We start from the raw sequence: 25,568 nt of genomic DNA on the forward strand, positions 1-25,568 counted from the left end.
ATTTCTTTTATTGCGTATTATTTGTAGCCAAATTATTTTTATTCTCCATTGTAATTGGAATAAAATAAAATTGAAAATAACAGATTATATAACGCTCGTTTGATTTAATCCGAACTTTTAAGATTCCACTTTATGGCTGCCAATCCTCCACCAATGAACGACATGATTACGAAAAAGTAAAATAGATTGTCCCAGCCGTAATACTCATTGATGGCCACCACAATAAAACCGGAGAACATCTGTCCCACGGATCCCATTCCATTAATAATGCCAGCAGCCATTGCTGCACCCTTAGTACCTCCAACATCCATGGAGCCGGCAGTACAGATAAGGGAATCCGGCCCGTAAGTGGCTATCCCTATAAGGGCGATACTGATTATAGTCGCAATTTTCCCGTAGGGAACCATAAAGGGATGGGCCAGGCAGGCAAGCCCCAGTCCTATCATCATCAGGGACACCGTACTAAACCTATTGGACTTAAAGAGCTTGTCCGAACTATATCCTGCCAAAATAACCCCAAAAAAGCCGATCAATTCATATACAGATGACATATAACCTGCATCGCTGACCCCATAGTTTAAGGCTTTTTCCAAATAAACGGGCAACCAAAAAAGAAAGGCATATCTAGTCATTTTTAAGATCATATAGCAGCTGGAATAAATCCAAAGCGAACTATTCCTTAATAATAGACCCAATATTTTAAGCTTTTCGGCCTTGGCCCCACCTTCAAATTCGTACTTATTTTCAACGATTTTGGGAAGCCCAACATCTTGGGGATCGTTCCTAGTAAATAAGAGGTAGAGGATGGCTATAACAAAAAGAATAAGAGAGGGGAAAATAAAACCTCTTTTCCAACCCAGCTCCGAAAGGAACTCCATATCAAAAGCTGCATAGGTAGCAAAGATAGTCGCCAGGAAGCCTCCTGTAACATAACAGGTAGACCACCAGGACATCACTATACCGCGCTCGGTCCGTCTGAACCAAGGGGTCATATTCTTTATCAACCCACTCCAACCGGTAGATTGCCCATAGCCATTAACTGCTATCAAAAAAACAATTACCCCTGCAGAAAATGTCATTCCAAGAAATAAGTTTCCAATTGCGGCCAAAAACAAACCAACTGTAACCACCTTCCTGGGTCCAAAAGTATCGGACAGGTACCCATTAACAAATTGGCCAATGGTATATATCAAACTATATACAAAAATGATGGAAGCGTAGTCCGAGTTGTCCAGCCCCAAATCCTGCTCCATAGAACTCCATGTAACCGATAAGTTCTTCCTGCCAAAATAAAAGCCTGCATAGGCAAGCCAAGTGAGAATAAATATTCTTTTCCTCCAATACTTCTGATCTACGGTTAAACTCATGGTGGGACTTTACTCTAAATTAGGTAATATAAACAAGCTTGGACATCAGCGATAGGTAATTTATTTTCGAAAAAAATTAAGCGCTTATGAACCCAATTTTTAAAAGGTATTCCTTTAATACTTGTAGAAAATTCTGAATATCGGTATAATCTATCTGTCCTATATTGGAAATCCTGAACGTATCATAGTTATTTACCTTACCTGGGTATATAGTAAACCCTCTTTCGAAGAAAAAATCGTGCATTTCATCAAAATCATATTTATCATTCTTTGGCTCAATAATTGAGGTTATAATCTTAGAGTGATGTTCCTTATCTATTAAATATTCCAATCCCATTTCCTCAATACCGCTTAATAATGTTTCCCATGACTTGGCATATCTGTCATAACGCTTGGCAATGGTTTCTTCTTTGGTCTCGATAATGGCCTGCTTTAAGGCATAGAAGGTTTGTACTGGAGGGGTAAACCTAGTTTGATGTGTTTTTTCAAAATAGGCATACTGTGCATATAAGTTTAAATACAGGTTCCGCATGGGAATGGATTCTGTTTCCAACAAAGCTTTTTTATTACATATGGCAAAACCAATTCCTGCCATTCCCTGAATATTCTTATTGGAACTAGCTGCCAAATAATCAATATTCATAGCCTTCATGTCCACTGGAATAGCAGCAAAACCACTCATGGAGTCTACTATAAAACTAATATCATAGTTCGCACATAATTTCCCAACCGCTGTAATATCATTCAAAAGTCCTGTAGTGGTTTCATGATGTATCATGGCCAAGTGCGTTAATCCCTTTTCACGTTTGATTACTTCTTCCAGAGCCTTTAAATCAATAGGTTCTATGGAAGAAGATTCAAAAACCACGGTATCCAACTTATATATTTTGGTGATCTGACACATACGCTTACCATAGGCTCCATTATCTATTATAAGAATACGGCCATTGTCAGGGACTACGGAACTTAATATAGCCTCTACAGTAGCCGTCCCGGAACCACCGAACAAAACAGTGGCATAGTCCTTAGGGTCTCCTACAAATTTGGTAATCTCAGTGGCACAGTACTCCATAAGGTCTCCGAACTCCTTTTCCCTAGGACAAATATCGGTAACGACCTGGGCCAATTTTACGGAATCAGTGGTAGTTGCCGGACCAGGATTGAGCAACACATTTCTTTTTATTTGCATTTTGTATTTTCGATTAAGATTTTTGAATTACTTAAATTGGTTTAAAAATTATAAATACCTACTTAGGCTATATCCCATGGCAGGGAATAGGTCTTGACATAGGTATATCCTTTCATGGTCTCTATGACCCCTTCCTTGTACCCCAAGCCTGAATCCTTAACTCCTCCAAAGGGTGTCCATTCCAATCGGTAACTTGGTGCTTCGTTTACATTTACGGTACCAGTGTCCAATTCGGTAATAACCCTTTGAATGGATGGCCAGTGATTACTTACTACTCCCCCGGATAAACCATAAGGCGTGTCATTGGCAATATCTATGGCTTCATCCAACGTTTTAAAACGGATTATTGGAGCCACAGGTCCAAAGGTCTCCTTGGCCACCACCTCATGCGCATTTTGAACATGATCCAAAACCGTTGGGGCATATAACGCACCATCCCTTTTATGTCCGGCCAATAGCACCGCGCCATTGTCTATGGCATCTTGAACACGAGATTCCATCTCCTTGGCGGATTCTTCGGTAATAACAGTACCCATATCGTTTTCGGCATCATAAGGATCCCCATATTTCAAGGCTTTTACCCGTGTAGCCAATTTGGCAGCATAGGTATCCGCAATACTCTCATGGACCAAAATCCTTCTAATAGCGGTACAACGCTGGGCGGAATTTTTAAAGGTTCCGGACATAGTTACCTCTACGGCCTCATCTATATCGGCATCTTCTAGAACCAATAACGCGGAACTACCTCCTAGCTCCAGAACCAATTTTTTATAGCCTGCTTTGGAAGCAATTATTTTACCCACCTTGCTGCCTCCGGTAAAGGAAACCATGGTTATTTCTGGATGTATGGTCATCATTTCTGCCGTTGCCTGCACATCTGCACCATTAATTACATTCAACATATTGGGCGGCAGACCACAGTCCAAAGCCAATTGTGCAAAATAATAGGCGGATAAGGGAGTTTTCTCAGATGGCTTCAAGACCACCGTATTGTTGGTGGCAATTGCTGGGGCTATTTTGTGCACCACTTGGTTCATAGGATGGTTAAAAGGTGTTATACAACTAATGAGTCCCAAGGGAACACGAGTAGTGTAAATCCTTCTGGGTTTTCCATTTTTGGAAACATCACAGGGAAACACCTGGGAGTCATCGTCCAATGCCTTCATAGCGGAAAATCGCAACACATCGGAAACCCTACTGGCTTCATAGCGGGTATCCTTTAAACAAAGTCCGGTCTCATCGGTAATCATTTTACTAACCTCATCCACCCGCTCTTCAAGGGCATTGGCAATTTTGTTAAGTATATCATAGCGCTCATAGCGCGTAAGGGTCATCTTGGTATTTTTGGTATCCGTTAAAACCTTGTCCAAGGTTTTTGTATCCAAGGAAGCTACCCTGCCCACCTGCTTTTTGGTGTATGGATTATAAATATCTATCCATTCCCCACTTGTAACCTGCTTTCCATTAATTATACTTCCAAACTCGATCATAGTATTGTTTTAAATGGTTTAGTTGGAGAATCCGTTGCTCAAAAAGTGGAACAAATCGAAGTTCCTACTAGCGCCGGACGCCAATTTTTCACTGTATTCGGCGTTCAATTTCTTATTGAAAATCATGGGCACCACTTGACAATGCTCTCCCCCATGTGAGCGCAAGCCTTCCTTAACCTTATCCAATTCGTGCCAATCAGGTGTCCTACCAATGGTAGTGGCCGAATCTGCCAATACAACCAAATCTCCAATTCTATCTCCCGGAAGTTCGTATTCCTTAACGGCTTCGGAATTGGTAAGTACCTTTTCTATTCCGTCCAGGGACAACAAATAGTCCTTGGCGGCCTGCAACTGGGATTTATCTTCCAAATACAATGTGCCATAACCTCCCAAGGCCCCATGATGAACAACATAGGGATCAGTGATAGGCAAAATCACCCTCGATTTTATATTCTGGGCATCCAAAAGTTGTTCTATAAACTGCACTTTAGGACTGCCATCTGGATTGGTCTTGGCCTGCATACCATGATCGGCGGTAACCCCGATAATGGCACCCAACTTGTCCAATTCCCCTAACCAAAAGTCTATTTTAGATAAGAAATCGTTCGCATCCGGACTTCCGGGAGCATATTTATGCTGCACGAAATCGGTTGTTGTTAAATACATTACATCAAAATGTTCGCGCTTTAACAATTTGGCACCGGCCTCAATGCAGTACACAGAAATATAGGGATCATAGATACCTGGTCTTTCCTTGCCCATTAATCCTTGCTCCACGTTTTCAATACCGTTTTCCTCCAAAGTGGCCTGATTGGCAAATTCTGCCGAAAAGCAGATACCATCCAAATTGTGGGCAAGCATTTTTCGCAACTTATCCTTGGCGGTAACCACTGCCACTTTTCTTCCATTTTTACTTAACTCTGATAAAATGGTTGGCACCTTTAGATACTTAGGGTCGTTCATCATTACCTCTTCCTGAAGCTCGGTATCCCAATAAAAATTCCCGCAAATTCCGTTCACCTTAGGTGTAACCCCTGTAACAATGGCCATATTGTTCGGATTTGTAAAGGATGGGATCACACTTTTTACCATTCCCATGGAACCTTCCTTAATAAACCTTTGCAAATTGGGCATTACCTCCTTGGCTCCTTCATAATATGGATAAGAAGTTCCATCCATACATATTCCTATAATGGTCTGCTTTTGCTTAGGGTAATTTCTGTCGTTAATCTTCATGTTTTAAAAAGTCTTTGAGTTTCTCATTAAATTTGCACTAAAGTACAAAATATTTACTAATAGGATAATTTTTGTGATTAAAAATAAATGATACTTAAGCAAGGACAAGATGAGTGTAATTGCCTAACAAAAATCAATTTAATATGAAGTAAACCAGCTAATTTGAAATTAATTTATCGTTAGCTAAACACTAAATTCTTGGTATAAAACTGCCATTCTTTTCCAATAAAAATAGGACAGTCCTAGACCAACAAGGCCTAAAAAAAATCCCCATTTCATTTAAGAAATAGGGACTTGCAAAATTTTATACATGTATCCTTATTAATCGATCAACCCAAAAGCTCTGGGAAGCCACAAAGAAAGTTCCGGAACATAAGTTAGGATCAACAATACAGCAGTCATTGCTCCCAAAAGGGGCAATAATGGTTTGATCACTTTTGTGACCGGCACCTTGGCAACACCACTACCCACAAACAATAAGGTTCCCACAGGAGGAGTACAGACCCCTATACACAAATTGAGAACGATTACCATCCCAAATTGAACTGGATGCATTCCCAATGCCATAACTACGGGTAAAAATATAGGTGTAAAAATAAGTACCGCGGGGGTCATATCCATAAACGTACCTACCACAAGCAAAGTGATATTGATAAAGAGCAATACCAATAAAGGGTTTTTAACCGATTCCAAAAGGAAGCCTGTCAACGACTGCGGAATCGACTCGAACGAGAACAACCAGGACATGGCCATGGAAGTTGAAATTAAAAACATAACAATAGCGGTGGTCTTGGCACTCCTTAGCAGGATTGGCCTAAAATCACTAAACTTAAGCTCTTTGTTAACAAATCCGAGTAAAATGGCATAAACTACGGCAATTGCCGCGGCCTCAGTTGCTGTGAATATTCCGGCTACAATTCCACCAACCACGATAACCAATAAGGTCAAACTTAATATGGCGTTCTTGAAATCGTGGAACAGCTTTTTAAAACTTACCCTTTCTTCTTTGGGCAAACCCTTTTTTCTAGCATAAAAATAGACCATCAACATAATTGCAAGACCTACCAAAATTCCGGGTATATATCCTGCAATAAACAGTGCAGCTACCGATGCGGTGCCTCCACTGGCCAGGGCGAAAATTATTAAGACGTTACTGGGCGGAATCAAAAGACCCGTTGTTGAGGCACTGATATTTACGGCAGCACTAAACTCCCTAGGATACCCATCTTTCGCCATTTTTTCGGTTAAGGTACTGCCAATGGCCGATGCCGCTGCAATAGCAGACCCTGATATGGCCCCGAACAACATAGCGGAAATTATATTTACATATGCCAACCCACCCGGTAAACTTCCGATAAGCGATTTTGCAAAGTCGATCAAACGATTGGCAATGCCGCCCCGGTTCATTATTTCCCCAGCAAGTATAAAGAAGGGAATGGCCAATAACGCAAAATTATCGATACCCGTTGTCATTCTCTGGCTAACAGTTGTTGTAGCGGGCATATAGGCTATATTGATCAATAAGGTGATAGTTGTAGATATTCCGATGGCATATGCCACAGGAACGCCATAGGCCAATAAGCCCATAAAACTAATAAACAATACTATGATACTTATGGTTTCAATACTCATTGTTATTGGCGTTAAAGGTTATTTTAATGTGATACACGGAAAAGAAAATGATCATAAGACCACAAATAGGCACTATGGCGTAAACATAGCCCAGCGGCACCAATAAAGCCGGGGATAACTGCCCCAACTTTAAGGTGGTATACACCAAATTACCTCCGCCAATAACCATAATGACCAAGGCGAAAACAGCCATCACTATCTGTATTATTCTATGTCTCCTTTTTTGTTTGTCTGCCGTAAGTTTGGACAATAAAAAATCCATGGACAGATGTCCTTCCTTCTGTCCGTTGATATAAGCGGCTCCCAAAACCGTTAACCAGATCAATGAAAATCTGGCAAACTCCTCGGTAAAGGAGCTGGATTGGCCCACCACATATCGGGAAACTACCTGCCAAACAACGTCCAGTACCAATAAACTAAATATTAGTACCAACAATCCTTCAATGGCCTTATTCAATATTCTGTAAGTCGTATGCATTATTGATTGTTAATTTGGTCGATTATTTTTTTCATCTTTGGGTCCTGCATCAATTCCTCCAAAATAGGCTTGGTCTTTTCTACGAAGGGACTTTTATCAGGATTATAAATTTGCACATTGGCCTTTTCCAAGATTTCCATGCCTTCTTTTACGGTTTCCTGCCAATATATTTTTTGTTTTTTCACACTATCGTCCGCCGCATCCTGTAACCAACCCTTTTCTAAATCACTCAAAGTATCCCAAAACTTGGTGCCTACCACAACAACATCGGGTACCATACTGTGTTGGTCAAGCGTATAAAATTTACACACCTCATAGTGATTTGAAGTCACAAATGAAGGAACATTGTTCTCCGCACCATCCACCACTCGTTGTTGCAAAGCGGTATATAGCTCACCATAGGCCATAGGGGTGGCAGAGCCACCTAGGTCGTTTACCATATTAACGGCCATTTGGTCGTTCATTACCCTAATCTTTTTACCCTTTAAATCCTCTGGCGTCTTTATAAATCCGTCCAAGGTATAGAAGCTTCTACTCCCGGCATCATAAAAACAGAGACCGCGAAGCAGGTATTCGCTGCCCCCTTCCAAAAGTTCCTTGCCTATAGGCCCTTCCAATACCCCGAACATATGTTCACTGTCCCTAAACAAGTAAGGAACTCCCAAGACCCTATATTCCGGTGAAAAACTGGACATGGAGGCCGCACTTACCTTGGTCATTGCCACACTGCCTATCTGCAATAATTCCAAGACCTCCCTTTCTGTTCCCAACTGGCCATCGGGAAATATCTTGATCTGCAACTTTCCGCCCGATTTTTCATAAAGGGCCTCTTGCATGGCCAATATTCCTTTATGTACCGGATGGGTTATTGGCAGGGAGTGGGCAAAGAATAAGGTTTTGTGATCTGTAATTTCTGAACAAGAATATAAACCTAAACATGCCAAAACACCAATTGTAACAACTAATTTTCTCATTAGGGATTTATAAACTTGCATATACATTTTTTTAATTGGACGTTAACGTTAACGCAATTGACTTTTATATTTTATTTCCAAACCTTAAAAATACTCTTTTTTTAAAATTCAACAACAATTCACAACAATAATAGCAAATTACTTGCATCTTTATCAACAATTACACCTCTGTTTTACAGATTTACTAATCTGGCATTAACAACATTTCCCTAATGCCCTTTTCCAGGCCATAGAGTTCGGCCATACCAATAGCCCTTCCAATTAGCGAATATCCTGAGTAGAACTCGTCTTTTCTTTTTTTATCATCCAACAAAACATGTCCGTGATCTGGCCTGATGGGAATGGCTACCTCCCCAAATCCACTTTCATTTCTCCTTAATTGTTCCTTAACAATCTCCAGCATTATCTTGGGCATAGGTATGGACCCATCCAAATGGGCAGCTTCATAAAATCTACCGTCTTCTTCCCTAGACACATTTCTTAGATGTAAAAAATGAATTTGGGGTCCAAAATCCCTGATAATTTTAAGAAGGTCGTTGGAGTCTACCGCACCCAAAGAACCGGAGCAAAAGGTTAATCCGTTACTGGGTGAAGGAAAACAATCCAAAATATACTTTAAATCCTCATAGGTAGAGGCTATCCGGGGTATTCCAAATACGGGAAATGGTGGGTCATCCGGATGAAGGGCCAGTTTTATACCCAGCTTTTCGGCCTCCGGAATAACCGCTTTTAAAAAATAAGCCAAATTTTCCCTAAGCACGGACTTTTCTATCTTACTAACCTCTTCCAAGGTGGTCTTAAAATCGCCAAGTGGAATGGCCACTTTGGAACCAGGCATCCCTGCCAATATAGCACTTTTTAGCAGCTCACGTCCCTGCTGGTCCAATGCATTATAATACTTTTCGGCCTTATGGAGCATTTCACCACCATAGACCTCAGCCGCCTTATCCCTTTGCAGGATATACAAATCAAAAGCAGCAATAGCCACAGGGTCGTACAATAAACTTATAGCCCCTGTTGGAAGTACAAAATCCAAATGTGTACGGGTCCAATCTATCAATTGCATAAAATTATAGCAGACCACCCTAATGTTGTTTTCTGCTAAATTTTGGAGGGTTTCAATATAATTCCTAATATACAAATCCCTTTCCGGAAGGCCGTATTTAATAGCTTTGTGTATATTAACACTTTCCACAACGGACCATTCCAGGCCATTGGACTCTATTTCTTTTTGGACACCTCTAATGACTTCAGAAGACCAAACCTCTCCAATGGGCACTTGGTGACATGCCGTGACCACGCCGTCCACACCTAGTTCCTTGATATCCTTTAGGGACACTCCAAAACTGGGCCCGAACCACCTTAGTGTTTTTTTTAAATATTTCAATTATATGCCTTATTAAAAAGTTATTTCTTTGTAATAATGAAGACTTGCGGACAGTATTCTTAACATAACAAAATACTCAAGGCAATCCCTCCATGTGTGAATACACACCCCTAACCCTCTAATGAGGGGAATTTGATCTACCTTCTAATATATAGTGTTGTGTTTTAACTTGCAAAAATCATACCCCTGAGAAGGAACTAAAACCTCCGTCGATATCATAAATGGTACCAGTCACAAAGGAAGAGGCGTCACTGAGAAGATAATGCACCATTCCATTAAGTTCAGATGCATCCCCAAAACGGCCCATAGGGGTATTGGTAATAATTTTTTCTCCCCTATCTGTAAAGGAACCGTCTTCATTGGTCAAAAGTCTTCTGTTCTGATTTCCGATGAAAAAACCGGGTGCAATGGCATTCACCCTTATCTTATCACTAAACTTAGACGCCAGTTCATTGGCCATCCATTTAGTAAAGATATCCACTCCTGCTTTGGCCATGGAATATCCCAACACTCGTGAAATGGTCTGTTTGGCTGCCATTGAAGATATATTTACTATAGATCCAAAGCCTTGTTTTGCCATTATTTCACTTAGCACTATGGTTGGGATTACGGTACCGAACAGATTTATGTCCACTACTTTTTGGGTATCTCCAAGCTCAATATCGTAAATTGTCTGATCAGGTTTTAAAGTAGCCCCAGGGATGTTTCCTCCTGCCAAATTCACCAGTCCGTCCAATCTTTCAAACTTGGAAACAATAGTGTCCTTAAGTTCTGCTAATTGCTTTTCGTCCATCACATCCAAAACGAACAAATGTGAACTATTGGAAGCAATTGCATTCAATTCCTTGCACTTTTCCTCCAGTTTATCCAAGGACCTGCCCAAGAGCAACACCTTGGCCCCGTTTTCTACTAGATACTTGGCAATTGACCCTCCTAAAGTGCCAGTTGCACCGGATAAGGCATAAATTTTATTTTCAATCGAAAAAAGTTCACTCATCAATTCTATTTTTATAATTCTATTTTAGCAAAACCCAAATATAACACAAGGGCCAATAATAAACATAATATCCAATATTTACCCTTGGCCAATTGCGCAAAGATTTGCCTAGTTCAGCAAATACCTTTACGTCTTAATAAATATTTCAGGGTCTTATTTTTTTGCCATTTTATAACCTTCAATGGTTGTGTAATACTTGGTAATCATATTGGGCACCTCCCAAGCGGGCAATTTACCCTCTTCCAAATACCGTAAATAATTTTGGGTTACTTGGGCAAAATGTGCCTCATGACCAATTTTAAATTCATCGGGAATATTGATTTTCCACATATCCTCAGATACTTTTTCCGCTTTGGTACCCGCAAACTTCGAGTCTATATGCTGTTCTATTGCCTCGGTAATGACATTATCAAAATTTTCCCCATCCTTGGATTTGATATATAAAGTAGGCTTATAATTTTCTTCCTCCCCCTGTTTAATGATAAGGTCACTTTTAGTCCCTCTCATAATACTATAATGGGTATCCCCTGTTCCTTCGGGCGCCTCATAATTCCATATCACAGAAACCTTGGCATACTTGCCTTTAATTTTATACAACATTTCCCCATTGCAGTACACCTTAAGTTTATCTCCATCCAAATCCTTTTGAAGGTAATCCGGGTAACTCTCCAAGCCGGTAACCCTTTTAAATTCCTCTAGGGTCAAGACTGTTGGCCAACGCTTTGCCTGAACCATTTCTATGTCCGTGCGATTAATAATCTCATCCGGAAAAAGCTCCCATTGCACCAAATCTACCAAGTGGGTGGTTACATCCACAATTCCTTCACCCTCTTCATTCACATCAAAAAACCATGCCGGTCTAACCAGTGGCTGTCCTGAAACGTACTTGAAGAAATGATGCACACTTTCCTTTATGATGGCCGGTTCTTCCGAGCTTCCCTCCAAGACTTGACCAAAGACCTCCGGCAAAATGGAAAACTGCCTTTGCATTCCAGTGGTAACCTCAAAACGCTCTGTCATAATATCATAGATCATTACCCCTTTTTCTTCTGCAATTTTGAAGGCCTCCTCCAATTTCTGGAATCCCTCTGGGTTGATTACCAAAGGCTTATCGGCATAAACGTTCAACCCAGCCTTCACAGCTGCCAAAATATAGTCTATCTTTTTGGAGTTCTTACCTGCGACAACCATGACATTGCCCGGTTTTTGGGCAATCATTTTTTCTAAATAATCAGCTCCAAAATAACTATCCACCTTCCAATGTGTGGGGTTATCGGACCTTGTATTGTAGGATTCAATTTTATTCAAAAAATCGTTTACCTCTGGCCCTTCGGGTGCAAAAACATAGATGGCGGAGTCTACTCCCTTATACATCGTTTTTTGGACCAAGGCCGCATGAAAATGCCCTGGATCCAAGGTCATTAATCTAACCTGATCAGGATTAGCGTCCATAGTTGATTTCACCTCCTTTTTACTTTCCCCGCAACCTAGACATAAGACTACCAATAGGGCTAATACGTTATACTTCATTTTTTAAATTTATTATGGATAACAACAAGCCCTCCATTGTTCAACCTATTTTTGACCAAAGGAGGGATTATTTTCACATCATTAAATATATAACATGTTTCCTAAACTTTCACAAAGTCGGTCCCATAAGGTTTTCTCTGGTCCCTATGCAACATGGCATTAGCTTCATCATCGTTAATAAACATTTCTTTCGCGTTGTCCCACTCCAGTTTTCTATCGAATTGCATGGCGATATCACTGATCAAACAAGTTACACAGGCCTTATGTCCTTTTTCAATTGGTGAAATAGGTGCTTTTCTTGTTTTAATACAATCCAACCAGTTACCGTGCTGATCATCGATCTTCTCCAAATGAATTTCGTTATCTGCAATTACCGATTCCAATATTTTAGGGTCGGAGGCATTAAGGGCTTTACTGCTCTTTTCCTGATCTACAGGATCGGAGGCTGAAGCTTGATAAGCCCCGCGAGACACGAAGATCCAACCGTCCGTACCCTCATAACGTATTCCGTTGGTATAACCACCACTGGTATAAACTGTAATTCCGTTGTCATATTGGTGTTTCACAAAGAAATCGCCATGTACGTTCCACAGGCCTGATTTTGGAAACTCTGCCAAAGCCTCTACAGATTTCGGCCCTGAAAGTTCGGTATCCATTCCCCATGCCGCGGAATCATAATGGTGTTGTCCCCAACCGGTGATCATTCCTGCACCGTAGCTTCTTAGTCGAAGCCAACCCGGTCTACTGTAATCCTGTTGCGGGTGAACTCCGATTTCGGTGTAGGGAACTTCTGGGGTTGACCCCAACCACATATCAAAATTCAAATTTTTAGGCACTGACATTGCAGGCGCATCCGGTCCGGCCGGATCACCTGGAAGCCCTATCTTAACGGTATGTATTTTACCTATGCGTCCATTTCTGACCAACTCGGCCGCGACCCTAAATTGGGGCATTGCCCTTTGCTGGGTTCCTACCTGAAGTATTACGCCCGTTTTCTGAACGGCTTGACGCAACTGTTGGCCTTCCCTTACCGTAAGCGATGTAGGCTTTTGAAGGTATATATCCTTTCCTGCCAGGGCTGCCTCCATGGCCGGCTGGGAATGCCAGTGGTCCGGAGTACTGATTACTACCGCATCAATGTCCTTATTAAGTAACATTTCGCGATAATCATCGTAGATTTTGGTGTCCATATATTTGTCCTTCCCAGTTTTTTCCTTGTAGAATTTATCTACCAAAACCTTAGCGTCGGCAGCCCTTTTGGAATCCAGATCACAGACAGCGACATAGCGGGATTGATCAAATCTAATGGTATCGTGAATATCATGGTCGCGGGCAATACGTCCACAACCAATTTGCCCTATATTGATCTTGTTACTGGGAGCATTTTTTCCAAATACACTAGCAGGAACTATGGTTGGAAATCCAACCACGGCTGCAGTGGTCAATAGGGAGTTATTAATGAACTTTCTTCTTTGCATCTTTTTTGATTTTAATTTAATTCACAAATTATTTGGTTGAAAACACGGGTATTCCCCCCTGTCCCCATATTTAATTATTAACAATTCTGGGCATCTCCGCAAAACTCTTCCAATAAGATTCCGCTTCCTCAGCCGTAAGTTCGCCATCAAAAACCACCATCCTATATTTTAGACTGTAGTCTGTATTGGGCTCAATTTTCCATTCCTCATGACGTATCGGGCAAAATTCGAAAAACATATCTCCCCTGCCCCCATTTCCATCAATGGGCCATATACGCATTGGCTCTGGGTGGGACCTATTTTCCGGATAACTTAAAAACAAAACACCATTGGTTCCCTTACCATCTGCAGACTCCCCGGTTACCATACACCAGCGGGCGTTGGTACCATCAGCGGTGAGGCGATCGTTGCCTTCCGAAGTAAGCACGGAACAATTATCCTTATGCCAGCGTTCCGTAAAACGCATTCCTAAACCTCCTCCATAGCGATAGGCTTCAAAAAGAATACCGTTCTTTAAGGGGGAAGAAAAATTAGATGTGTAATCTACCATATACCTATCCGGGCGATCCAAGTCCCACACCTTAACGTCCAAATCTTCGTTCAAGGCTATTCGGTTATCCTCGGAAGCTTTTAAATTAATATGTTCTTGACGGGCATTGAAACCTCCATATACGACTCCAGAATAAGTATCATTAAAATCCTTAAAAAGGACCGTCCCTTGTCGTTCCACCAAATTCCAAAAGTCGACGCGTTCCCCCTCAATCTGGGTATGTGTCCACGGCCCCCATATGCCATAATGATGGTAATGGTCCGGAGGTTGAATTCGGCTAAGGGTATCTCCCGAGGGAGAAAGCAAAGGATGGAGGTATCCGGATTTCCGAAAGATGGAATCCACACCTTCTGGAGGATAGGTCATTCCATATCTATAGGTTAGCAACGGAACGGAACCTTTCAACAATTGAAGGTTTCCATTGTTTTTGTTGACTTTTATTAAAGTAGTATCCGCTGTGTCCCCCTCGGCTTTTTCAAGTTTATATTCAGCGGTATTTTGAGGTGCATGTAAAATCCAAAGGGATTTCCCATTTTCATCCAATTGGAAGGGAACTTTACGGCCTTCATAGGTCAAAGACATATTACCCAAAGTAGCCCAATCAACGTTACCTAAACTTTCCAACGGTACTGAGACAGGTGAGGCCTGTGAAATACCATCCTTTTCCGCTATATTAAACCTATATGATTCACTATGGTTACATGACTGCAACAGTAATAAAACATAACCAAAAAATACATACTTCATTTAAAATAGGTTTAAAGGATGGAATTTACAAAATCAAATTAACTCCATTAAACTAATATCAATTAGATATAGCGACAAGGACTTTGGATGAACCCGACCTCCCGGAGCCCCTTTCCAATTACCGGTAATACATCTTACAAAAAATCACTTTGGGTTAAATCACTTACAAAGCTATGACCCAACCTGTTCACTAATATTCAATACAGAAATTTCTGAAATTGATTGATCATATAATGATTGTAACAAGTAATAAATCTATAAAATGGTTCCAATTCAGACAAATCTAAATAATAGCAAGGTATTACGCAACCGATTGCATAACTATAATTATCAATTTTCGTTAAAAATGCCAATTATATTCAACTTTTTCCTTTTAAAACCTAAATTTATACATAATATTATTCCTATTTCTTTTAGGTGATTTGATAATTATATTTTATTCGTATTATTGTTGCATTTTTGAGCAACAAATAACGCTATGGACAAAAGAATAACTATTTACGATTTGGCAAAAACACTAGGTGTTTCCGCCGGAACCGTAAGCAGGAGTCTAAACGACCATCCATCCATAAGCCAAAAAACCAAGGATCGTGTAATTTCAAAAGCCAATGAACTGGGCTACAAAACCAATAAATTTGCAGTAAACCTCAGCAAACAGAAGTCCAATACCATTGGAGTCATTGTCCCCAAGCTCAATTCCATCTTTATGTCCACCGTTCTTGCGGGGATTGAAAAAATAGCCAATGAGGCCGGCTATAATTTGATTATAAGTCAGTCTTTAGAGTCCATGGAGAAAGAAAAAATAAATGCAAAAACCCTCTACGACAGTGGAGTTGATGCCCTTTTGGTATCATTGGCCTACGACACTTCCAATTTTGATCATTTTGCAAATTATATTAAAAACAAAATACCCCTTATATTTATTGATAGGGTAACCAATTTACCCAATTGTTCCACCATAATAATCGACAACAAATTGGCTGGATTTGTGGCCACCGAGCATTTGATAGCCCAAGGCTGCAAAAATCTTCTTTATATTAGCGGAAACCTTAAACAAAACGTTTATTCAGAACGATTAAAAGGGTTTCAGGAAGCGGTGGCAAAACACAATTTAATATTTAACAATGCCAACTTACTGGAATCCGACCTTAGTCCCGGTAGTGTTAAACAAGCTATAACCCATATTAAAGATACCGGCATACCTTTTGACGGTCTGTTCGTGGCCAACGATTCCTTTGCAGCACACTGTTTAAAAGAATTAAAAAAAGAGAATTATAAAATTCCACAGGACATAAAAATAGTCGGCTTTAACAATGACCCAATATCGGATTTAGTTACCCCCACTTTATCCACCATTAATTACCCTGGTTACGAAATGGGAATTTTAGCAGGACAAAGTGTAATAAGTCAGTTGAACGGGAGTATCGACTTTCAGGCCGCCAACTCGATTACCCTAAGGCATGAATTAATAATCAGAGAATCATCACTTAAATAAATATTATCAATGAACAAAGTAGCTTACACCCTAATCACCCTTCTTTTTGTTGGAACAATTTCCGCCCAAGGAATTCAAGAATTTCCAATAACGGAACAATGGCTTGCCAAAATAGAATCTTTGGCACCGTCCGCCCCAAGAGTTAAGACGGAGGTAAAAAAAATATTGGTTTTTTCACAACACACGGGATTTTACCATTGGACCATTCCCCACAATGATGAAATGCTAAAAATTTTAGCGACAAAATCCAGCGCCTTTGAGGTTACCATTGCCAGGGATATTGACAGTTTTGAGAAAAAAAATTTAAAACAATTCGATGCCGTAATCCTAAACAATTCCAATCCGGCAGGTCCTAAACGCGATTTATTTTGGGACCTTCTCAAGAAAAATTCTAACCTTGATGACCAAAGGATTACCGAATTATCGACACAATATGAAAAGAACCTGATGGATTATGTATCCAAAGGTGGAGGCCTAATGATTCTGCATGGAGCAATTACGGTACAAAACAACTCCAAGGAGTTCAGTAAAATGACAGGGGGCAGTTTTGACTACCACCCCAAACAACAGGAAATGCATTTGAAGGAGGTAAATCCGAACCACCCTATGGTACAAGCCTTTAAGGGAAATGGGTTTACCCATGTGGACGAGCCCTATTTCTTCAACAATGCCTATTCCGATTATAATTTTAGACCACTGCTGTACATTGAAGCCGACAAGCTTGAAGGTGTCAAGAAAGAAGTCAGTGACAATACAATATATGTTTCCTGGATAAAAAGACATGGTAAGGGCAGGGTATTTTACACCTCGCCGTCCCACAATGCCCAAAGTATGGATAATCCGGAACTGCTCCAGTTCTTCTTGGATGGCATGCAATATGTAGTAGGAGATCTGGAATGTGACGATAGTCCTATTGGAAAACCTTGATAAATTCCCCATCCTTAATATTCAAAAAAAAATGCGCAACTTTAAAAGTTGCGCATTTTTTTTCTTCCCAATATCTAATCGCTAGACCTTTTTTAAATCTTCTTATTTATTAAAATCGAAAAAGTTTTTGGCGTTGTAATAGGAAATATCACCCACAATTTTTCCCAATAATTTTTCATCTTTAGGCAACTCGCCATTTACAACATCATTCCCAATTAGGTTGCACAAGATCCTTCTAAAATATTCATGTCTTGGAAAGGATAAAAAGCTCCTGGAATCGGTCAGCATTCCAACAAAACAACTTAAGAGTCCCATATTGGATAAGACATTCATTTGTTTCTCCATTCCGTCTTTCTGATCTAGAAACCACCATCCAGAGCCAAACTGCACCTTTCCCTTAACGCTTCCGTCATTAAAATTACCTACCATGGTAGCTATTACTTCATTGTCGGCAGGATTCAGGTTATAGATAATGGTTTTTGCCAATTGATCTGTTCCATCCAGTTCGTTCAAGAAACCGCTCAATGCACGTGCCTGTGAAAAATCGCCTATAGAATCGAACCCGGTATCAGGCCCCAATTTGGACAACAGTCTTTTGTTATTGTCCCGGATAGCTCCAATATGAAATTGTTGCACCCAACCTTTTTTGTGATAACTCCTTCCCAAAAACAACAACACCTGAGCCTTAAAATATTGGACCTCTTGCTCAGAAATAACTGTCCCGTCCATTACTTTTTTAAATATACTTTCCGCATTATAGGTGCCTTCCTTGAAATAATACAACTGTTCCAACCCATGATCGGCCAGCCTACCCCCCTGCTCATGAAAATAGTCGACACGATTTTCCAAAGCTGCCAACAAATCCATATAAGAAGTAATGTTAATGTTCGCGGACCGGCCCAATTTTTCCATATAGGCCACATAGGCAGCCCCCTGTTCTATGGCAAATGTCTTATCCGGGCGGAAGGTTGGAAACACTTTTGGAGAAAGCCCTTTTTGCTTAATGCTTTTATGAAATTGAAGGGAATCTATAGATTCGTCAGTAGTACATAGAGACTCTACTTTTTGTTGTTGCAACAATCCTATGGTATGATGGGAACTTTGCTGTAGCATTGCCGAAGTACGATCATATATTTCCTCGGCATTCCCAGGCCCCAGCAACTCCTGCACCCCAAAATAACGCTGCAGTTCCAAATGGGTCCAATGATATAAAGGGTTTCTTACCGTATAGGGTACCGTATCTGCCCATTTAAGAAACTTTTCTTTGTCCGTGGCATTGCCGGTTATATAATGTTCATCTATCCCAAAAGCGCGCATGGCCCTCCATTTATAGTGATCTCCGGCCAACCAAGCTTGACTTATATTTTCAAAAACCCGGTTCCCATCAATTTCTTGGGGCGGTAAGTGATTGTGATAATCAATTATGGGCAATTCCTTTGCATAATTGTGATATAAAGTTTTGGCAAAGTCGCTCTGCAATAAAAAATCATCATTAATAAAAGTCTTCATTTTACTACCGAATTTATTTTTAATTCTAAATCTACCTACTTTATCCTAGAATACAGATAAATTTTCCAAGGTTATTTTCCAATCTGTTCGTACAATTCCTTTTCGGTATATTCCATACCGTCTTTGGACGTAACCTCCCTTAATTCCTTTATTTTGTCTGGTTTCAACCCTTTAGGGTTAACAGAAAATGCATTGGTCACATAGGATATTATATCCGATATGTCCTTATCGGAAAGATTTTTATTATACTTAAGGCCCGGCATTTGATGGTTGTTATCATACAATTCCCCATTTATTAGCAATGGTCCTTTTAGCCCATGAAGAATAATAAGCCCCAATTGTTCAAGATGGTTGGAAATATATTCGGATCCCACTAATGGCGGTGCCAATCCGTGGATACCTTCTCCACTAGTGGAATGGCAGGAAGCACATATCTGTCGAAAAAGTACAGCTCCATTAGTTCTGGAATCTGCCCTGGCAACCTGGGTTGAATAAATATAATTAGGCCTATTATTCTCTTGCCGTTCCAAACTTGTGGCCGTCATTACATTTAGGTCCGTATTTTTCAAATTATCCATCTGATCCAACTGTATCTTCAATGCCGGCATTACCCCTTCGGAACCACTTAGGATAGCCTCTTGAACTATAACATTATCTGTATACTTATTGGACAAATCATAAATAAAAGGGAAAAACACATCTTGATCATACTTGGCCCAAATTCCCAATGTTGTAGACAGATATAGATCCAGCATGGGTTCATTCCTTCTCAACAGCTCGGCAAAAAGAACTTTTGCTTTGGGCACATTTTTTTCAGAGGCATATTCCTCCATTAGGACAATAGCATGTGACGCAGCTTCCGGACCACCACTTTGGGCCAATTGTTGCAAGAAGTCGTAGGAAAGTGCATTAAAACCTTTTAAGACATAGAGAGCGTGCAATTGCGCCAAAGGGCTTTTATTGTCCAAAGCCATTTTTTTGAGCTCAGGCAAAACTCGTTTATCATTTGTGTGGATCAAATATTGCTGGGCCCTATCACGTATCCAACCATTGGAATCCTTCAACGAAGCCAACAATTGGGATACAGATAAAGTCTCCAGGTCAGGAATTTCCCTTGCCTGCTTGTCCTTGGCCCGAACCCTTAATATCCTTCCATAATCCAATATGGTATCCAATTTTTTCTCTGCCGATATTTTCTTTAAATAAGGGCTCAAAAATGCATAATGCTGAATTACACCCCGGTGCATATCCACAACATACATATTCCCATCCGGCCCAGTGGATAAATTTACTGGCCGGAAACCTTCGTCCGTAGAGGCTAAAAACTCTTTTCCCTGCCAGGCTTGTTTGGCCTCAACACGATCTCCGTAAAAGGATAGGATATTTCTTTTTATCAAATTGGCCTCAGGTACGCAAACAAAGACATTTTGATCATAATCAGCCGGGAACATTCCTCCCCTGTAGACCAATGGTCCGCAGGCCGCCGTAACATTGACCAATAGACTATCCTGGTCTAAAACCCCTTCTTCATATCCCCTATTCACAGAGGCAGCATGAAGCGGATAAACACGTTGATCTTTGGTCAAAGTTTCATCAACCCCTTTTCTGGGAACAAAATATTTATTGCGGACCAACCTATTTGGAAGTACATGATCGCCCAATAATTGGGTAGAATTGTTGTTGTAATAAAGCCTTCCAAAATTATCATGGGAAATACCCCACTGCCCTCTGTTGGTTGTAGGTTCCTTTTTCCACACTCCATCTTTACGCTGGTACCTGAAATTAGATTTGGCATTGTAGATCCAATTATCCAAATTCATCAATAAACCATTGGGTTGATGTTCAGGGTTGCCCACAGTAGCATAAAGAGAATCTACCAGTACCCTGTTTCCCGGCTTATCATTCTCAATTTCAACAAACCAAAGATTAGGGGATTCTGCGTATAGTAACCCGCCATACACAAGGGCAAGCGCCCTTGGCATTACCAGACTGTCCAAAAACGTTTTGGCATGGTCCATAGTTCCATCATTATCAAGATCTTCCAGAATTTTAATGGATCCACTGGGTAGATTTTCACCATCCCCTTCCAAATTAACCATAAATCCCGTCATTTCAGCGACCCAGATCCTGCCTTTGGAATCGAAATCTAGAGCTACGGGAGCCGTCAAAAGAGGTTCGGAAGCAACCATTTCCAGTTCAAAACCTTCTTCTACCCTGTAATCCTCCAGGGAAATTTGGGGTTCATGGAAAGACGGTTTACATGAAATAACGATGAGCGAAAGAGAAAGAAATAAACAAAAGGATAATCTCATTAATATTGGCGGTTTGTATTCTGAAATTTTGACAAGGCCACTAAATTAATACAGAGGCATTTAAAATACTAATGGATTAATATATATTTGGCAAAAAACGGACCAACAGAACAATCCTTTATTTATTTGGAGAATATTACAATTATAACACTAACAGAACCAAGCCAAAAATTAAAGACCAGCAAAATGTGGAATGCCCGGGATGGTGTGGTGAAACTGAAAGGCAAGAGGAATCCCTACCCTGCAATTTCTTGAGCCAATTCCTTAATTTTGGCATCGGTCAGGGGCTTGGCTATAAAACCATTGACCATACCATATTTTTTGGCGCGCTCCATGTCCCTAGAATCTACTGATGAGCTTAAAATATATATCCTAATGTCTTTTTCCTCGGATAATTTACCAAACTCGTCCAAAAACTCCCACCCGTCCATTATGGGCATATTCAAGTCCAAAAAAATAACCTCCGGCAATCCTTCTTCTGATTCAATTAGAGGTGCTATTACATCCAAAGCTTCTTTCCCATTTTGACAGACAAGAAAATCGGATGCGAAACTATTATTCTTTAAAAGAATTTTAGAACCAAAAACAAATATAGGATCGTCATCAATAATGCATATGGTATTAATCGTCATTCCTTATGTATATTAATTATTCATGCACCTAAAAAACGTATAATCCCCATACTCTATAGAATACGTTGGTTACTAATATAAATCATTTTTCTAAACTAGGACCTTTAATATTTATTAACAAAAAGTTAAATACCAAATAAAATTGCTTTAACGATGGGTCACAATCACGATTCCCCTGCGGCCTAATCGATTAGATGTTATAATACAATCCTGAAATATGCTGTGAATTTCGTGCCTTTATTTATTTCACTTTCTACCTCGATCTTACCTCCCATAGCTTCGATTTGATTCTTACTGATAAAAAGTCCGATGCCACGTGCTTCCGCGTGACTGTGAAATGTTTTGTACATCCCAAAAAGCTTGGAGCCATGCCGATCCAAATCGATCCCAAGGCCGTTATCTTCAAAACTCAAAAAAGCATATTCCCCCTTTATTCCACCGGTTATTTTCAATTCTGGAAGTCGTTCTGGAGATCTATATTTTATAGCATTGGTAATCAGGTTTAATATAATGCTCTCCATATAGGCATGTACTGCCAATACATTAATATCGGTTTCAACCTTCAAATGGATTTTAGCATTGTTTTTCTTGATTATTGGATCAACTGTCTTTATAGACTTCTGTACACTTTTTAATAAGTTTTGAGAGGTTAAGGTTGAACTCACTTTTGAATTTATCTCCACAATCTCGCTTAGCTGGTGGATAGTTTCGTTCATGTTATCCGAGACTAGTTTAATTTTTCGATAATATTCATTTTTAACCATATTGGGATCTTCCTGCAGGGCAAGGTCCAAAAGCATGGAAATGTTGCTTGTATGCGACCTTAAGTTATGGGAAACAATATGGGCAAAATTGATTAGGCGGTTGTTATGTTCCGTTAAGTTCTCGGTCAACTGCTTCTTATCCGAAATATCTTGGATTTGGGCCACGAAATGCATGAGTTCCCCCTTATCATTCTTTACAGCGGCTACAGCCTCATAAATCCAAATATAGCTTCCGTTCCTATGCCTGCAGCGCTTCTCCATTTTAAATCCTACATGTGTAGCAATGGTCCTTTCAAATTGCACTCTAGCTGTTTCCGCATCCTCAGGGTGAACAAAATCCAATACCGTTTTTTCAAGAATTTCCTTTTCCCCATAACCCAATATCTCACAGATTTTTGGATTGGCCTTTCGCAATCTTCCATTCAAATCTATGACAATCATACCTATTGCGGCATGCTCAAAGGTTTGCCTTAACTCCTCCTCCTTTATGGCCAATTCCCTAGTAGTCCTGGTTGCTTCGTCAATATCTTGAAAAAACCCGTAAAGCCTAACACATTCTCCATTCACGACTTCAGGAATGGCGATGGTCCTAGACCAAAATACCTTATTCGTTTTGGTAACTACTTTTAATTCACGATCAAAACCCTTTCCTTCATCCATTGCCAACCTTAAAGACTCAATGATGATTTCACGATGTTCCCCTTCCAGAAAAAACGGATAAACCTCCTCCAAAGTTGGAACATAATCTTCCGCCACCCCAACCATCTTTTTTATAGTAGGACTCCAGTAAACGGTTTTATCCGCTAAATCGAGCTCCCAAATACCTATCCGCACGGCCTCATTAATGCGTTGCATGATGTCGGCGTTATGAGCCAATAACAGTTCGTTGTGTTTGCGGTCTGTTATATCCTGAACTTGGGATACAAAATGAATTACATCCCCTTTATCATTATGTATGGCGGACATAGATATGTTTGCCCAAATTACCGATCCATTTTTGTGTATAAACCTATGCTCTAGCTTAATAAATTTATGGATGCCATGGAACAGTTCCTCAATATACTTTCTGTTGACTTTTAGGTCGTCCTGATGGGCTATGTTCACAAGATCCATTACCCGTAATTCTACCTCGTCATAACCGAAAATTTGACAAAAACTTTTATTTGCCCTTAATAATTTATTCTCATTATTTATCAAGGCCATACCGATGGCAGAATGATTAAAGGTTTGCCTAAATTGCTCTTCCCTAAATCTAATTTCCAATTGGACTTTTTTAATTTCATCAATATCCTGGATAAGTCCGTACAACTTTGCACGCGCATTGCCCCTATGTTCGGAGACACCTATTACCCTTACCCATTTTATGTGTCCGTCTTGAGTTTTTAATTGTAACTGCTCATCAAACTCCATGGGTGCCAATAGAGCCTTATCCACAATCAACTTTAAACGATCCCGATGCTTGCCTTCCAAATAAGAATCCAAACCTTTTTCCAGTGTTGGACTAAATTCCTCGGACACCCCGTGAATTTGTCTGGCAACCTTACTCCAGAATATAGTTCTTTCCTCTTGATCAACTTCCCAATATCCAATTTTTGCCGCTTCACTTGACCTTTCAAAGAGATTCTTATACTTTTTCAGCAATATTTCATTGGTTTTGCGACCGGTTATATCGTAATGAATACCGGACACAATTTCAGGAAGCCCGTTTAATCTATATTGGGTAACCTCTCCACGACTTAGTACCCAGACCCAATGCCCCATTTTATGAAGCATTCTAAATTCTATCTCATAAATGCCTTTCGCCCTAACATGTTTTTCCAGGGTTCCGTTTATTTGATCAACATCTTCTGGATGGACCAATCTCATAAAATCGGCGCGTGTAAGAGGTTGAAGCTCCGACAAGGTATATCCCACTATATCCGCCCATCTTTCATTGCATTTAACCATTCCCGTAACAAGGTTACCTTCCCAAACCCCTATATTGGCGCCCTTGATCACATTTTTGTAATAATTCTTGTTGACCTTTAATTGCTTTTCGCTTTCTATGTACTTGTGTATACATAATGCAGCCCCAATAAGCACTTGGAAATCCGGGGATTCGTCAGCAACAATGTTGCCCCTGAGGTTTAACCAAATATAATGTCCGTCCTCATGTTTCAATCGGATATCAATATTCAAAGGTTTTTTACAGGAATTGGTTAAAAGGCTTTGGCAAGAACTTTGCATCCGATCCAAATCCTCGACATGAACCAAGGATAAAAAATCTATCTCAATGGCGATATTTGAGCTTGAAGTGCAACCGAGTAATTGTGAAAATTTACCATTGATATAACCTCTTTCGGGATGTAGCAAATTCCAGCACCATAGGCCATCCACTAAACTATCCCCCGCAAAATTGAAAAAATCATTTTCCTTTTTTAATAGATCATTAAATGTTTTCTTGAGTGCAGTGATGTTGTTTTTTGGCATAAAATAATCCTTAAAATAATACATACAATCCTCTCATCATTCCAAGGAAGATGGAACTGCATTTTAATATATTGCGCAGAAATCCAATGAATTATTATAATGCACACTAAAACTGACAATGCACAGCCTCGTGGGGCGCATTATTAGCGACATTAAATTGCTACTTGAAAGGAAAGGGGGAGTACCTTGTAGTCGTAACAGATTTCCCTATTGCATTGGCCAATTACTATTATTGCGCTTTAACCAATTATAGTCAAAGATAAACAAAGTTAACATTAGTACATTAACGATTGAAAAAAGGACAAATTACATTTTAACATAAGATTTTAGCCAACAATCTGAATACCTGTCATTTTACAAAAGAATTCATAGCCAAAAATAGCCACTAACTTATAATAATAAAAA

General features: G+C 40.0%; 18 protein-coding genes. 2 read left to right on the forward strand and 16 right to left on the reverse strand.

Annotated features, from left to right (window positions below; genetic code table 11):
• Window positions 1-104: 104 nt before the first annotated feature.
• From LV92_RS11515 to LV92_RS11570, 12 genes are all read right to left on the reverse strand, one after another.
• A complete protein-coding gene (locus tag LV92_RS11515) occupies window positions 105-1,367 on the reverse strand; it encodes an MFS transporter (protein ID WP_111623797.1) in 1,263 nt (420 codons plus the stop codon).
• A 76-nt stretch (window positions 1,368-1,443) separates the two neighbouring features.
• Window positions 1,444-2,556, reverse strand: a complete 1,113-nt coding sequence (locus tag LV92_RS11520; protein WP_111623798.1) for a 2-aminoethylphosphonate aminotransferase — start codon at window positions 2,554-2,556, stop codon at window positions 1,444-1,446.
• 62 nt (window positions 2,557-2,618) lie between these two features.
• Window positions 2,619-4,046, reverse strand: a complete 1,428-nt coding sequence (locus LV92_RS11525) for an aldehyde dehydrogenase family protein (RefSeq protein ID WP_111623799.1) — start codon at window positions 4,044-4,046, stop codon at window positions 2,619-2,621.
• Between the two features lie 18 nt (window positions 4,047-4,064).
• Window positions 4,065-5,282 (reverse strand): phosphonoacetate hydrolase, encoded by a 1,218-nt coding sequence (gene phnA / locus LV92_RS11530; protein WP_111623800.1) that lies wholly within the window; start codon window positions 5,280-5,282, stop codon window positions 4,065-4,067.
• 321 nt (window positions 5,283-5,603) lie between these two features.
• Entirely contained in the window at window positions 5,604-6,914 is a 1,311-nt protein-coding gene (locus LV92_RS11535; RefSeq protein ID WP_211322965.1) for a TRAP transporter large permease, read from the reverse strand.
• A complete protein-coding gene (locus LV92_RS11540) occupies window positions 6,904-7,392 on the reverse strand; it encodes a TRAP transporter small permease (protein ID WP_111623801.1) in 489 nt (162 codons plus the stop codon). The genes LV92_RS11535 and LV92_RS11540 overlap by 11 nt, the downstream gene beginning before the upstream one ends.
• Complete coding sequence (locus LV92_RS11545) at window positions 7,392-8,366, reverse strand: TRAP transporter substrate-binding protein (RefSeq protein ID WP_111624124.1); 975 nt, start codon at window positions 8,364-8,366, stop codon at window positions 7,392-7,394. Before LV92_RS11545 ends, LV92_RS11540 begins: the two co-directional genes overlap by 1 nt.
• Before the next feature lie 184 nt (window positions 8,367-8,550).
• A complete protein-coding gene (gene uxuA / locus LV92_RS11550) occupies window positions 8,551-9,753 on the reverse strand; it encodes a mannonate dehydratase (protein WP_111623802.1) in 1,203 nt (400 codons plus the stop codon).
• 178 nt (window positions 9,754-9,931) lie between these two features.
• The gene (locus tag LV92_RS11555) at window positions 9,932-10,750 is read right to left on the reverse strand and encodes an SDR family oxidoreductase (RefSeq protein ID WP_111623803.1); all 819 of its coding nucleotides are present in this window, start codon (window positions 10,748-10,750) and stop codon (window positions 9,932-9,934) included.
• 153 nt (window positions 10,751-10,903) lie between these two features.
• Window positions 10,904-12,280 (reverse strand): putative oxidoreductase C-terminal domain-containing protein, encoded by a 1,377-nt coding sequence (locus tag LV92_RS11560; RefSeq protein ID WP_111623804.1) that lies wholly within the window; start codon window positions 12,278-12,280, stop codon window positions 10,904-10,906.
• Window positions 12,281-12,381: 101 nt separating this feature from the next.
• Entirely contained in the window at window positions 12,382-13,758 is a 1,377-nt protein-coding gene (locus LV92_RS11565; RefSeq protein WP_111623805.1) for a Gfo/Idh/MocA family protein, read from the reverse strand.
• 70 nt (window positions 13,759-13,828) lie between these two features.
• Window positions 13,829-15,055: a DUF6807 domain-containing protein gene (locus LV92_RS11570; RefSeq protein WP_111623806.1), complete on the reverse strand. Its 1,227-nt coding sequence runs from the start codon at window positions 15,053-15,055 to the stop codon at window positions 13,829-13,831.
• Window positions 15,056-15,533: 478 nt separating this feature from the next.
• On the opposite strand from LV92_RS11570, the gene LV92_RS11575 reads away from it, so the two are divergent.
• Together LV92_RS11575 and LV92_RS11580 are read left to right on the forward strand one after the other, a co-directional pair.
• Window positions 15,534-16,550, forward strand: coding sequence for a LacI family DNA-binding transcriptional regulator (locus LV92_RS11575; RefSeq protein WP_111623807.1), 1,017 nt, complete (start codon window positions 15,534-15,536; stop codon window positions 16,548-16,550).
• Between the two features lie 9 nt (window positions 16,551-16,559).
• Entirely contained in the window at window positions 16,560-17,477 is a 918-nt protein-coding gene (locus LV92_RS11580) for a ThuA domain-containing protein (RefSeq protein WP_111623808.1), read from the forward strand.
• 102 nt (window positions 17,478-17,579) lie between these two features.
• Here LV92_RS11580 and uxaC read toward each other — a convergent pair whose 3' ends face one another.
• The 4 genes from uxaC to LV92_RS11600 all read right to left on the reverse strand — a co-directional run bounded on the left by uxaC (window position 17,580) and on the right by LV92_RS11600 (window position 25,163).
• Window positions 17,580-18,986 (reverse strand): glucuronate isomerase, encoded by a 1,407-nt coding sequence (gene uxaC / locus LV92_RS11585; RefSeq protein WP_111623809.1) that lies wholly within the window; start codon window positions 18,984-18,986, stop codon window positions 17,580-17,582.
• A gap of 71 nt (window positions 18,987-19,057) precedes the next feature.
• Window positions 19,058-21,298 (reverse strand): DUF7133 domain-containing protein, encoded by a 2,241-nt coding sequence (locus LV92_RS11590; protein ID WP_111623810.1) that lies wholly within the window; start codon window positions 21,296-21,298, stop codon window positions 19,058-19,060.
• A gap of 236 nt (window positions 21,299-21,534) precedes the next feature.
• Window positions 21,535-21,930, reverse strand: coding sequence for a response regulator (locus LV92_RS11595; RefSeq protein ID WP_111623811.1), 396 nt, complete (start codon window positions 21,928-21,930; stop codon window positions 21,535-21,537).
• A 197-nt stretch (window positions 21,931-22,127) separates the two neighbouring features.
• A complete protein-coding gene (locus tag LV92_RS11600; protein WP_170126310.1) occupies window positions 22,128-25,163 on the reverse strand; it encodes a PAS domain S-box protein in 3,036 nt (1,011 codons plus the stop codon).
• Window positions 25,164-25,568 lie beyond the last annotated feature (405 nt).

The sequence above is a fragment of the Arenibacter echinorum genome, assembly GCF_003259375.1.
GTDB classification, from domain to species: Bacteria; Bacteroidota; Bacteroidia; order Flavobacteriales; family Flavobacteriaceae; genus Arenibacter; species Arenibacter echinorum.

Excerpts from the sequence above, each read along its gene's own strand:
- LV92_RS11515 (WP_111623797.1), bottom strand. The coding sequence starts at position 1,367 with ATGAGTTTAACCGTAGATCAGAAGTATTGGAGGAAAAGAATATTTATT.
- LV92_RS11520 (WP_111623798.1), bottom strand. The coding sequence starts at position 2,556 with ATGCAAATAAAAAGAAATGTGTTGCTCAATCCTGGTCCGGCAACTACC.
- LV92_RS11525 (WP_111623799.1), bottom strand. The coding sequence starts at position 4,046 with ATGATCGAGTTTGGAAGTATAATTAATGGAAAGCAGGTTACAAGTGGG.
- phnA (WP_111623800.1), bottom strand. The coding sequence starts at position 5,282 with ATGAAGATTAACGACAGAAATTACCCTAAGCAAAAGCAGACCATTATA.
- LV92_RS11535 (WP_211322965.1), bottom strand. The coding sequence starts at position 6,914 with ATGAGTATTGAAACCATAAGTATCATAGTATTGTTTATTAGTTTTATG.
- LV92_RS11540 (WP_111623801.1), bottom strand. The coding sequence starts at position 7,392 with ATGCATACGACTTACAGAATATTGAATAAGGCCATTGAAGGATTGTTG.
- LV92_RS11545 (WP_111624124.1), bottom strand. The coding sequence starts at position 8,366 with ATGAGAAAATTAGTTGTTACAATTGGTGTTTTGGCATGTTTAGGTTTA.
- LV92_RS11555 (WP_111623803.1), bottom strand. The coding sequence starts at position 10,750 with ATGAGTGAACTTTTTTCGATTGAAAATAAAATTTATGCCTTATCCGGT.
- LV92_RS11560 (WP_111623804.1), bottom strand. The coding sequence starts at position 12,280 with ATGAAGTATAACGTATTAGCCCTATTGGTAGTCTTATGTCTAGGTTGC.
- LV92_RS11565 (WP_111623805.1), bottom strand. The coding sequence starts at position 13,758 with ATGCAAAGAAGAAAGTTCATTAATAACTCCCTATTGACCACTGCAGCC.
- LV92_RS11570 (WP_111623806.1), bottom strand. The coding sequence starts at position 15,055 with ATGAAGTATGTATTTTTTGGTTATGTTTTATTACTGTTGCAGTCATGT.
- LV92_RS11575 (WP_111623807.1), top strand. The coding sequence starts at position 15,534 with ATGGACAAAAGAATAACTATTTACGATTTGGCAAAAACACTAGGTGTT.
- LV92_RS11580 (WP_111623808.1), top strand. The coding sequence starts at position 16,560 with ATGAACAAAGTAGCTTACACCCTAATCACCCTTCTTTTTGTTGGAACA.
- uxaC (WP_111623809.1), bottom strand. The coding sequence starts at position 18,986 with ATGAAGACTTTTATTAATGATGATTTTTTATTGCAGAGCGACTTTGCC.
- LV92_RS11590 (WP_111623810.1), bottom strand. The coding sequence starts at position 21,298 with ATGAGATTATCCTTTTGTTTATTTCTTTCTCTTTCGCTCATCGTTATT.
- LV92_RS11595 (WP_111623811.1), bottom strand. The coding sequence starts at position 21,930 with ATGACGATTAATACCATATGCATTATTGATGACGATCCTATATTTGTT.
- LV92_RS11600 (WP_170126310.1), bottom strand. The coding sequence starts at position 25,163 with ATGCCAAAAAACAACATCACTGCACTCAAGAAAACATTTAATGATCTA.